We start from the raw sequence: 11109 nt of genomic DNA on the forward strand, positions 1-11109 counted from the left end.
CCCCCTCCCACATTTGATCGCATTCCAACTGTGGGAGGGGGCTTGCCCCCGATAGTCGCGTAGCGACTTATTGGATGATCAGGTTGTTGAACAACAGGTCTTCCACCACCGGCTTGCCCGTCTCGTCGTTCATCACTTGCTGGGTTTGCTTCAACGCTTCCTGGCGCAGCTTTTCCTTGCCTTCAACGGTGCTCATGGCCTCGTTGGTCTGCTGGGTGAACAGTGCCACCAGCTGGTTGCGGATCAATGGATCATTGGCTTTGACCAGTGCTGCCGCCTCGGTGCCGGTCACGCGCAGGGCGATGTCGGCCTTGAACACCTTGAGCTTCGCCGTGCCATCCAGGCCATAGTTACCCACGAACGGCGGGCTCAGGCTGATATAGCTGACTTTCGGCGCCTCGCCTTCTTTGGCCTCTTCGGCCTGGGCTGCCATCGGCAAGGTCAGGGCCAGCATCAATAGGATCCACGCTTTCACAGTTCATTCCTCACATTCGGTTGCCCGGTAGCATAACGCTAGCAAGGCAGAGCACAAGCTTATGGCGACTTATCAGGCCCGGGCATGCTCGTTGACCCAGGGGCATACCCTCCTACACTTATCGGCCACGACGCCAAAAGGAATAGTCCGATGAAAGCTGTGCTGTGCAAAGCCTTCGGCCCCGCCGAAACCCTGGTGCTGGAAGAGATCGCCAGCCCGGCGATCAAGAAGAACGAAATCCTGCTGGACGTGCATGCCGCCGGGGTCAACTTCCCGGACACCCTGATTATCGAGGGCAAGTACCAGTTCAAGCCGCCCTTCCCGTTCTCGCCGGGTGGCGAAGCGGCAGGCGTGGTCAGTGACGTGGGCGAAAAAGTCAGCCACCTCAAAGTCGGTGACCGGGTCATGGCGCTGACCGGCTGGGGCAGCTTTGCCGAACAGGTCGCGGTGCCGGGCTATAACGTGCTGCCGATCCCGCAGAGCATGGACTTCAACACGGCCGCCGCGTTCAGCATGACCTACGGCACGTCCATGCACGCGCTGAAACAACGGGCCAACCTGCAACCCGGCGAAACCCTGTTGGTCCTGGGCGCCTCCGGAGGCGTGGGCCTGGCCGCCGTGGAAATCGGCAAGGCCATGGGCGCACGGGTGATCGCTGCCGCCAGCAGCGCCGACAAACTCGCGGTGGCGAAGGCCGCCGGCGCCGATGAGCTGGTCAACTACAGCGAAACCAGCCTGAAAGACGAGATCAAGCGCCTGACCGACGGCAACGGTGCCGATGTGATCTACGACCCGGTGGGAGGCGACCTGTTTGACCAGGCCATCCGCGCCATCGCTTGGAACGGGCGTTTGCTGGCGGTGGGTTTTGCCAGCGGACGCATTCCGGAACTGCCAGTGAACCTGGCGCTGCTCAAGGGCGCGGCGGTGGTTGGGGTGTTCTGGGGTTCATTTGCGCAGCGTCAGCCGCAGGATAATGCGGCGAATTTCCAGCAGTTGTTCACGTGGTATGCCGAGGGTAAGTTGAAGCCGCTGGTGTCGCAGGTGTACCCGCTGGAACAGGCCGCCCAGGCGATCAATGATTTGGGGCAGCGCAAGGCGGTGGGCAAGGTCGTCGTCCAAATCCGCTAACAGACTTGAAATGCGGTCAATGTGGGAGCTGGCTTGCCTGCGATAGCGGTGGGTCAGTTGCCATAGATGAACCTGAAAGACCGCTATCGCAGGCAAGCCAGCTCCCACATTAGATAATCAGTGGTCTCGAGACCCAATCCCGACCAGCACTTGTCTATTCACGACATGTTCATAAGAGAACATGCAATTGCTCCGATTTCCTGTGTTTGCAGATAAGAGGCGATGCTATTTTCGGTAACGAAACTGTAACATTCGCATCCGCAGTCAAAACAAGAAATCTGGAGCCCTTGAATGTTTGCTTTCTTTCGTCCTGCCGCACATCAGGCGCCCCTGCCTGAAGAAAAAATAGACAGTACCTACCGACGCCTGCGCTGGCAGATCTTCGCCGGTATTTTCTTCGGTTACGCCGGGTACTACCTGCTGCGCAAAAACTTCTCCCTCGCCATGCCGTACCTGATCGACGAGGGTTACACCCGTGGCGAACTGGGCCTGGCGATGTCCGCCATCGCGATTGCGTACGGCCTGTCCAAATTCCTCATGGGCCTGGTGTCCGACCGCTCCAACCCGCGCTATTTCCTGCCCTTCGGCCTGCTGGTTTCAGCAGGGGTGATGTTCATTTTCGGTTTCGCACCTTGGGCGACGTCCAGCGTGACCATGATGTTCATTTTGCTGTTCATCAATGGCTGGGCCCAGGGCATGGGCTGGCCGCCGAGCGGACGCACCATGGTGCACTGGTGGTCGCAGAAAGAACGCGGTGGCGTGGTGTCGGTGTGGAACGTGGCGCATAACGTCGGCGGCGGCCTGATCGGCCCGCTGTTCCTGCTGGGCATGGCCTGGTTCAACGACTGGCATGCGGCGTTCTATGTACCGGCGACAGTGGCCTTGGCAGTGGCGGCGTTTGCCTTCATCACCATGCGCGACACACCACAGTCGGTCGGCCTGCCGCCGATTGAGAAATACAAGAACGATTACCCGGAAGGCTACGACGCCAGCCACGAAGACGAATTCAGCGCCAAGGAAATTTTCGTCAAGTACGTGCTGCGCAATAAAATGCTGTGGTACATCGCCTTCGCCAACGTCTTCGTCTACCTGCTGCGCTACGGCGTACTGGATTGGGCACCGACCTACCTCAAGGAAGCCAAGCACTTCACGGTCGATAAATCATCCTGGGCGTACTTCTTCTACGAATGGGCGGGTATCCCAGGCACGCTGCTGTGCGGCTGGATGTCGGACAAGATCTTCCGTGGCAACCGTGGCCTGACCGGTATCGTGTTCATGGCGCTGGTGACCGTGGCGACCCTGGTGTACTGGCTCAACCCGCCGGGCAACCCGATGGTCGACATGATCGCGCTGGTGTCCATCGGCTTCCTGATCTACGGCCCGGTGATGTTGATCGGCCTGCAGGCGCTGGAACTGGCACCGAAGAAAGCCGCCGGCACCGCGGCAGGTTTCACCGGTCTGTTCGGTTACCTGGGCGGTTCGGTGGCGGCGAGCGCGGCCATGGGCTACACCGTGGACCATTTCGGCTGGGACGGTGGTTTTGTGCTGCTGATCGGCGCGTGCGTATTGGCGATCGCCTTCCTGATCCCCACGCTGTGGCACACCAACAGCGTCAGCTCGGCGCGTTAATCGCCTGAGCAATCCTTTGCACAACGCTTGAGCCGCGCCTCCAGGTTTTTATCTGGCATGGCGTGGCTACGCAGGGCGTTGACGGTCTGCTCGACATAATCGCGAGTGGTGCCGTAACGCCCGCAAGCGCTTTGCAACACATGGTTCAGCACGATGTCGGGCAGGTTGCCGGCGTAGCTGGGCAGGTGTCGCTCCAATACAAACCCGAGCGCCTGCACGGTACTGCCATCCTCAAGACGGCAACTGAGCCAGTGCGGCCGATAGGAGGGGTAAGGCATCTCGCGCTGCCACAGGGCGTAAAGCGAGGCCTCCAGCTGATCTTCCGGCAAGCGGTAAGCGAACCCACTGCAAGAGCCTCCACGGTCCAGACCAAACACCAGCCCCGGCAACTCCGGCGTGCCCCGATGCTCGTGAGACCACAGGTACAGGCCCCGGTGATAACCGTGAACCCGCGCCCGCACGCGCTCGGTCGACGAGCATTCAGGCCGCCAGATCAGCGAACCATACGCAAACAGCCAGACCGGCCCACCCTTATGCCGAGCCATGGTGGCTTGCATCGAGCTCATCAATTGTTCGTGAGTGAGTTGCGGCCCAAGATCGAGTCGCGGAGGGTAAGCCAATTGCAAAAGATCGGTTTCAATGGCGGTCATGGCAAATCGCTTAGGTCTCCTGTGCTCTTACCAGTTATAGGCAACTTTACCGTAATAGAACGCGCCGCTGTAACCGTACGGCGAAAAAGTGCTATAGGCCAAATTGCCACCACTGCTGGCGAAGGCGTTGACCTTCTCCGGGTATTTATCAGTGACGTTGTCGCCGCCCAGGGTGAAGGTCCAGTTCTTCAGCGTGTAGTCTGCCGACAGGTCCAGCACCCAGGCCGCCTTGAAGGTCTGGTCATTGACCTTGTCTGCCTGGTAGCTGGTGAACTCACCATAGCGCACCAGGTTGCTGTGCAGCGCCCAACGGCCGAACGTGAAGTCGTTACCCAGGCTCAGCTTATGTTGTGGCGTGGTATCGCCGAGCAAACCGATACGCTCGCGACGGTCCACGCGCAACAGGTTCACACCCAGGCTGTCGAGAATCGCCGGGTTGGCTTTTACGTCGGTGACTTTGGTGTGGTTGTAGTTATAGCCCACGGTGCTGTTCCAGCGGATACCGTTATCGAACTGGTAGCGATAGTTGGCGACGAGGTCGACACCGTCGGTGCTGGTGTCGGTCGCGTTGGTGAAGTAGCGGGCGCTGGTGTAGTTGATGTTGCCAACGCCATTGGCTTGCAGGTAGGCAATCGCCGCCGGGTTGAGGTTCAGGTTTGACGACAGGCTGATGCGGTCGCGGATGTCGATACGGTACACATCGAGCGTCACGGTCAGGTCATCGGCAGGCTCCAGCACCAGGCCGAGGCTGTAGTTGCGCGACTTTTCAGCCTTGAGGTCTTCGGCGCCGAGCAAGCGAGCCACCTGGCTGTTGGCCGGGAAGGTGCCCGCTTCCTGTACGGTACTGCCGATCAGTTGCGATGAGGTGTAGGCAAAGTTCTGCTGGGCCAGGGACGGCGCGCGGAAACCATTGGAAATACTGCCGCGCAAGGCCACCTGCGGGGTGAAGTCGTAGCGGGCCGACAGCGAGCCACTGACGTTGGAACCGAAGTCGCTGTAATCCTCATGGCGCACGGCGGCGGAGGCGCTGAGTTTTTCGGTGAAATTGGTTTCCAGGTCCAGGTACTGCGCCCAGTTATGCCGCGTGCTCGTACCGGCGTCGGCATCGCGGAAACCGCCCAGGCCGGAGCTGCCGGTCTGGAAGTAGGACGCCGGCTCACCCGCTTCGATCTCGTAACCCTGGTGCAGGTATTCGCCACCAAAGGCCACGGAGACCGGGTAAGGCAGGAAGCCCACGTCGAACTCACGCGACAGGTCCAGGCTGATCTGCTTCTGATCGTTGCTCAGGGTGCCGTTGTTGAACTTGCGCGGCGTGGCCAGGCCCAGGGACGTGTTGATGGTTTCGGTGCCCAGCTCGTACTGGTTCTTGCCGTAGTTGGCCGACAGGTCGTAATGCCAGTCGTAGGCCAATAGCCCGCGCAGGCCCACCACCAGCGAGGTGTCTTCCAGGTTGCCCTTGATCAGCGGCAGGTAGCCGTTGGGGTTGAGTGCCGCGATGTTGTTGGAGGCGTTGCTCGCCCGGTAAAACGCCGCCGTCTCGCCGCGCCGTTTGCTGTAGCCACCGAAGCTGTAGAATTCGGCGGCATCGTTGAAGGCATATTCCGAGTTGAACTGGAATTTGCCTTCATCGGTGGCCGGCTCGCCCTGGCGGAACACGCGCTGGCCGTAGGTGGTGGAACCGATGCTGGCTGGGCGGTAATCATTGCCGGCGCGGTTGGTGTAATCGTTATCGGCGCCTTCGGCCGACAGGTTGATAAAGCCGTTGTCGCCCAGCGCCAGGCCGGTATTGCCGCTGACATTACGCTGGATACCGTCGCCCTTCTTGTACTCGCCGAACTTGGTGGAGATCGAGCCGCCCTGGTCGGCGTGCTTGAGGATCACGTTGATCACCCCGGCAATCGCATCGGAGCCATAGCGGGCGGACGCGCCGTCGCGCAGCACTTCGATATGGTCCACCGCCGACAGCGGGATCGCGTTCAAGTCCGCCGGTGCAGAGCCACGGCCCACCGCCCCACCCAGGTTGACGAAGGCGCTGGTGTGGCGACGTTTGCCATTGACCAGCACCAGCACCTGATCCGGCGACAGGCCGCGCAACTGCGCAGGGCGCACCAGTTCGGCGCCGTCCACCAGGCTTGGGCGTGGGAAATTGATCGACGGAATCAGCCGCGCCAACACCGCGCCCAACTCATCGGAACCCGTGCTGCGCAAGGTATCGCCGGAAATCACATCGATCGGTGACAGCGAAGCACTGGCCGTACGCTCCTGGGCGCGGGTACCGGTGACGATCACAGTATCGAGCTTGGGTGTATCGGTGGCGGACGTTTCGGCCGCAAAGACGGGATTGAAACCCACAGCGGTCAGCAAATTGGCCGACAAAATCGCCGTGTACAGCGCGTGTTGCTTGTAGCTCCCCATACCGCTCCCCTTGAATCAAAAACCAGAACGTCGTGCTCTGAGTTCGTACGATCGGTCCGGCTGGCGGGCGGTGGCGGTCAGTGATTGGTTGTTGTGAGTGTTCGGTAGTCCGTTGATATATAGCCTAATGATATTTATGAAACAAATTAAATACCTTTAAAGAATAAGCGAATGCATAAGCAAACCCGCCCATTCATCAGGATTGAGCGCGCCAATCTCGCTACTTTCAGCCCCGGTTCAGCCTGGGAACGTGCCAAACCCTCAAAATAACGCACACATCACGACCCACCTAGCCGCCCAATAATCGACTACCGAGGTCGCACCCATGAAGAAATTCCGACTGCCTGGCCTGTTGCTGCTGGCCCAGGCCACCACCGCACTGGCGGGCGAAACATCCGCTACCGAGGACGACAAAGGCTTCTGGTATGCACAGACCAGCGTCTACACGCGGCACTTCGCGCCCGACCCGGACCACAACAACAACCAGGATCTGATCGGCCTGGAGCGCAACGAAGCATCCGGTTTTGTGTACGGCGGGGCGACGTTCCGCAACTCGTTCCGCCAACGCTCGTACTACGCCTATGCGGGCAAGCGCTATGACATGGCCGACTATCCGGTGTATTTGAAGCTGACAGGCGGGGCGATCCAAGGTTATCGCGGCAAGTACCGCGACAAGATCCCGTTGAATCGTTTTGGCGTGGCGCCGGTGATCATTCCGTCCGTGGGCACGCATTACGGGCCGGTGGCGGCGGAGTTGGTGTTACTGGGGTTCAATGCGGCGATGGTGACGACGGGATTGCGATTCTAAGCAGGCACCGTCCAGCGTGGTAGCGGGCTTACTGGGGCGAGGGAGCTTGCTCCCGTTCGACAGCGCAGCTGGAGCCGGCTCTTTGGGCGGCGCTTCGCCCCCCCAGCGCAAGCCAGCGTGCTCGCCACAGCAAGCCCGCACAATTTGATCGGCATGCAACCGTGATGTTTTGCCCGGCTCAGGGCCGTGGCGCGTAGGCAAACACATCGGCACGCATCTGGTGCGCATCCATACCGGCCTCGACCAGGGCATCCAGGGTGCCGTAGATCATCGCCGGTGAACCGCTGGCGTAGACGTGCACCGACTTGAGGTCGGTGATGTCTTCGCACACCGCTTCGTGCAGCAACCCGCAGCGCCCTTCCCAGCCGCACAAGTCACTGACGACTTTGTGCAGGAACAGGTTGGGCAGTTGCAGCCACTGGTCCCAGTGTTCTATCTGGTAGAAATCTTCCGGGCGACGCACGCCCCAGTACAGGTGCACCGGGTGCTTGAAGCCGGACGCGCGACAATGTTCGATCAGGCTATGCATCTGCGCCATGCCGGTGCCGGCGGCGATCAACACCAGCGGCCCATCCGGCAACTCGGCCAAATGGGTGTCGCCGAACGGCAGCTCCACACGGGCCATCTGATTGCGCTGCAGTTGCTCCAGCAAGCTACGCGCGCTGTCCTCGCGGGCCAGCACATGCAGCTCCAGCTCGCGCCCGGCATGGGGCGCCGACGCCAGGGAAAACGCCGACTTCTCGCCATTCTCCCGCTCGATCATCAAGTATTGCCCGGCGTGGTAACGCACCGCCTTGCCGGCTGGCGCCCGCAGGCGCACACGCCACACGTCGCCACCGACCTCTACACATTCACTCAATTGGCACGACAACTTGCGCAACGGCAACTCTCCCGGCGCCAGCACGCCATCCCACAACACAATGCAGTCTTCCAGCGGCTCAGCGATGCAGGTGTAGAACTCGCCGTGGTCCCGCACCTCACCGGCTTGCTGCACGCGGCCTTCCACCAACAGCGCCGCGCACACATGGCACACGCCGTTGCGGCAGGCCTGGGGGCATTCGTAGCCCAGGCGGCGCGCACCTTCGAGGATTCGCTCGCCGGGGACCAGCTCCAGCACGGCGCCGGAAGGTTGCAGGGTTACACGCATCAATCTATTCCCAATTCTTTCCAGATCGCATCAACACGCGCGGTGACGGCTTCATCCTTGACGATCACCCTGCCCCACTCGCGGGTGGTTTCACCCGGCCATTTGTGGGTAGCGTCCAGGCCCATCTTCGACCCCAGGCCAGACACGGGCGACGCGAAGTCGAGGTAGTCGATTGGCGTGTTGTCGATCATCACCGTGTCGCGCTTGGGGTCCATGCGCGTGGTGATGGCCCAGATCACGTCGTTCCAGTCGCGGGCATTGATGTCGTCGTCGGTGACAATAACGAACTTGGTGTACATGAACTGTCGCAAAAACGACCACACACCGAGCATTACCCGCTTGGCATGACCGGGGTACGACTTCTTCATGGTCACGATGGCCATGCGGTACGAGCAGCCTTCCGGCGGCAGGTAGAAGTCGGTGATCTCGGGGAATTGCTTCTGCAGGATCGGCACGAACACTTCGTTGAGCGCCACGCCGAGAATGGCCGGCTCATCCGGCGGACGGCCGGTGTAGGTGCTGTGGTAGATCGGTTTGATCCGATGGGTGATGCGCTCGACGGTGAACACCGGGAAGCTGTCGACTTCGTTGTAGTAGCCGGTGTGGTCGCCGTAAGGGCCTTCATCCGCCATTTCGCCGGGATGAATCACGCCTTCGAGGATGATTTCAGCAGTCGCCGGCACTTGCAGGTCGTTGCCGCGGCACTTCACCAGCTCGGTACGGTTGCCGCGCAGCAGGCCGGCGAAGGCGTATTCGGACAGGCTGTCAGGCACCGGGGTCACGGCCCCGAGGATGGTGGCCGGGTCGGCACCCAGGGCCACGGAGACCGGGAACGGTTTACCAGGGTGTTTTTCGCACCACTCGCGGAAGTCCAAGGCACCGCCACGGTGGCTCAGCCAGCGCATGATCACCTTGTTGCGGCCGATCACTTGCTGGCGGTAGATACCGAGGTTCTGGCGATCCTTGTTCGGGCCTTTGGTGACGGTCAGGCCCCAGGTGATCAACGGGCCGACGTCGCCGGGCCAGCAGGTCTGTACCGGCAGCATGGCGAGGTCGACATCCTCGCCTTCGATGACCACTTCCTGGCACACCGCGTCCTTGACCACCTTGGGGGCCATGGCAATGATCTTGCGGAAGATCGGCAGCTTCGACCAGGCATCCTTCAGCCCCTTGGGTGGCTCGGGTTCCTTGAGGAAGGCCAGCAACTTGCCGATCTCGCGAAGCTCGCTGACCGACTCGGCGCCCATGCCAAAGGCCACGCGCTCGGGGGTACCGAAGAGGTTGCCCAGCACCGGGATATCAAAGCCGGTCGGGTTCTCGAACAGCAGCGCCGGGCCCTTGTTGCGCAGGGTACGGTCGCAAATCTCAGTCATTTCCAGCACCGGGGAAATCGGCATCTGGATACGTTTCAACTCTCCGCGCTGCTCAAGTTGCTGCACGAAATCCCGAAGATCCTTGAATTTCATTAACCATGCCACCCGTAAAATAGGCGTACATCCTACCTGCTCTGAAGGCAGCTGGCAGCTTAATTGGCGGTCAGCCGCCGTGATTGCAAGGAACTGAACAGCGGTTCCAGGAAGGCCTCGATGTGCCGCGCGCCCACGTCAGAGAGGTGGTTGTCGTCGGTGTACAACGCGCGACCATTGAGCTCGACCCGGCACAGGCCATCGGCGCCACACAGCAGGGGCGCGGGGTCCAACACGGTCACGCCGCTGTCGGCCGCCGCCAGTTCGTCAAACAACTGAGTGATAAAGGCCTGGCGCTTCATATGTTCCTCCACGGGCAGCCCTTCCTTGTCCACCGGACGGTGCATCATGGCCAGGCGACTGAGGCGGTACGGCACAATGATTTCCTGCAACGGCACCTCCTTGACCAGCCAGACCCGATGCCCGGCGGCGCGCAGCCCTTTAATGCGCTCGCGCAGGCCCTGGGCGAAGCGCTCTTCAGCCACGGCGCGTACGTAGTTGCCGGTGGCAGGGTCTTTGAGCGCATGCTCTTTGTCCCCTGACATTTGCCCATAGAGGTACAGGCTCCAGCGCGCCACCAGCACTACATCGCTGAACGGCTGTTCGGCCATGGCTTTCTCGACCCGCTGGTTGAAATGCGCGCAACGGGCAATATTCTCCAGGCCATCCAACGGCATGCAGCCGGCGAAGCTCGCCTGCACCAGGCTGATATCGTGACGTTTGGCGCCGTCCTCGAGTGCCGGAATCAATGCGGTGGCATGGCTGTCACCCCAGACCAGCGCGGACACTGAGCTGTTTTTGGGACCGAAGTGGCAAAACAGGCGTTCATCCGGCGTGTTTTTGTCGGCCATGCACGCCATCAACGCCGGGCTCCATGTTTTCGCCTGGGCATAACGCAGCGCCTGTTCGGACAGGCGCCAGGGCACCCCTTTGGCTTCACGCAACGCCAAACCGGTAAAACCAAGGCACAGGATCCCGGCGAGACCCGCCGCCAGGATCGCCTTGCGGCCCGCCAGCAAGCGCTTTTCGCGAAACGGTGCCTCCACGAATCGCCAGGACAGATAGCCCAGCACCAGGCTCACCAGCATCAGGCCCGCCAACTCAAACGGGCTCAAACCGTCCACCGCCGCATAGTTGGCGTACACGAACACCGGCCAGTGCCACAGGTACCAGGAATATGAAATGAGCCCCACGCCCACCATCACCCGAGAGCTCAACAATCGCCCGACCCAGGTGTGTTGCTGCCCGTTGGCCCAGATCAACCCGACCACGCCCAGCACCGGCAGCAACGCGGCAGCACCAGGAAACGGCGTGTGTCGATCGAAACCGAACACGGCAATCAGGATCAACGCCAGGGAGACCAGGCTGACCCCTTGGGCCAGGGCGGGCGG

9 protein-coding genes are annotated in these 11109 nt (G+C 61.1%); 3 read left to right on the forward strand and 6 right to left on the reverse strand.

Annotation, left to right across the window (positions count from 1 at the left end):
- Positions 1 to 67: 67 nt before the first annotated feature.
- Positions 68 to 475, reverse strand: a complete 408-nt coding sequence (locus K7431_RS27075) for a flagellar basal body-associated protein FliL (RefSeq protein WP_015886451.1) — start codon at positions 473 to 475, stop codon at positions 68 to 70.
- Between the two features lie 150 nt (positions 476 to 625).
- Between K7431_RS27075 and K7431_RS27080 the strand changes: the two genes are divergently transcribed.
- Both K7431_RS27080 and glpT read left to right on the forward strand, forming a co-directional pair.
- Positions 626 to 1603: an NADPH:quinone oxidoreductase family protein gene (locus K7431_RS27080; RefSeq protein WP_015886452.1), complete on the forward strand. Its 978-nt coding sequence runs from the start codon at positions 626 to 628 to the stop codon at positions 1601 to 1603.
- Positions 1604 to 1894: 291 nt separating this feature from the next.
- Positions 1895 to 3232: a glycerol-3-phosphate transporter gene (gene glpT, locus K7431_RS27085; RefSeq protein ID WP_015886453.1), complete on the forward strand. Its 1338-nt coding sequence runs from the start codon at positions 1895 to 1897 to the stop codon at positions 3230 to 3232.
- On the opposite strand, the gene K7431_RS27090 is transcribed toward glpT, so the two are convergent.
- Positions 3229 to 3882 carry a gamma-glutamylcyclotransferase gene (locus K7431_RS27090; RefSeq protein ID WP_015886454.1) on the reverse strand — a complete coding sequence of 218 codons (654 nt, stop codon included), beginning with the start codon at positions 3880 to 3882 and terminating at the stop codon, positions 3229 to 3231. The genes glpT and K7431_RS27090 overlap by 4 nt on opposite strands.
- Before the next feature lie 27 nt (positions 3883 to 3909).
- Positions 3910 to 6297, reverse strand: coding sequence for a TonB-dependent receptor plug domain-containing protein (locus K7431_RS27095; protein WP_015886455.1), 2388 nt, complete (start codon positions 6295 to 6297; stop codon positions 3910 to 3912).
- Between the two features lie 325 nt (positions 6298 to 6622).
- On the opposite strand from K7431_RS27095, the gene K7431_RS27100 reads away from it, so the two are divergent.
- Positions 6623 to 7105 carry a hypothetical protein gene (locus K7431_RS27100; RefSeq protein ID WP_015886456.1) on the forward strand — a complete coding sequence of 161 codons (483 nt, stop codon included), beginning with the start codon at positions 6623 to 6625 and terminating at the stop codon, positions 7103 to 7105.
- A gap of 178 nt (positions 7106 to 7283) precedes the next feature.
- On the opposite strand, the gene K7431_RS27105 is transcribed toward K7431_RS27100, so the two are convergent.
- The 3 genes from K7431_RS27105 to K7431_RS27115 all read right to left on the reverse strand — a co-directional run.
- On the reverse strand, positions 7284 to 8252 hold the full coding sequence (locus K7431_RS27105) for a CDP-6-deoxy-delta-3,4-glucoseen reductase (RefSeq protein WP_015886457.1): 969 nt from the start codon (positions 8250 to 8252) through the stop codon (positions 7284 to 7286).
- Complete coding sequence (ubiD, locus tag K7431_RS27110) at positions 8252 to 9718, reverse strand: 4-hydroxy-3-polyprenylbenzoate decarboxylase (protein ID WP_015886458.1); 1467 nt, start codon at positions 9716 to 9718, stop codon at positions 8252 to 8254. The genes K7431_RS27105 and ubiD overlap by 1 nt, the downstream gene beginning before the upstream one ends.
- Before the next feature lie 59 nt (positions 9719 to 9777).
- Positions 9778 to 11109 (reverse strand): acyltransferase family protein (locus K7431_RS27115; protein ID WP_224316755.1); only part of this gene is annotated, 1332 nt, incomplete at its 5' end.

This window comes from Pseudomonas fluorescens group sp. (assembly GCF_020093335.1).
Taxonomy (GTDB): domain Bacteria; phylum Pseudomonadota; class Gammaproteobacteria; order Pseudomonadales; family Pseudomonadaceae; genus Aquipseudomonas; species Aquipseudomonas petroselini.

Coding starts and splice junctions, on each gene's coding strand:
- K7431_RS27105 (WP_015886457.1), bottom strand. CDS start 8,252: ATGCGTGTAACCCTGCAACCTTCCGGCGCCGTGCTGGAGCTGGTCCCC.
- K7431_RS27100 (WP_015886456.1), top strand. CDS start 6,623: ATGAAGAAATTCCGACTGCCTGGCCTGTTGCTGCTGGCCCAGGCCACC.
- K7431_RS27090 (WP_015886454.1), bottom strand. CDS start 3,882: ATGACCGCCATTGAAACCGATCTTTTGCAATTGGCTTACCCTCCGCGA.
- ubiD (WP_015886458.1), bottom strand. CDS start 9,718: ATGAAATTCAAGGATCTTCGGGATTTCGTGCAGCAACTTGAGCAGCGC.
- K7431_RS27080 (WP_015886452.1), top strand. CDS start 626: ATGAAAGCTGTGCTGTGCAAAGCCTTCGGCCCCGCCGAAACCCTGGTG.
- K7431_RS27095 (WP_015886455.1), bottom strand. CDS start 6,297: ATGGGGAGCTACAAGCAACACGCGCTGTACACGGCGATTTTGTCGGCC.
- glpT (WP_015886453.1), top strand. CDS start 1,895: ATGTTTGCTTTCTTTCGTCCTGCCGCACATCAGGCGCCCCTGCCTGAA.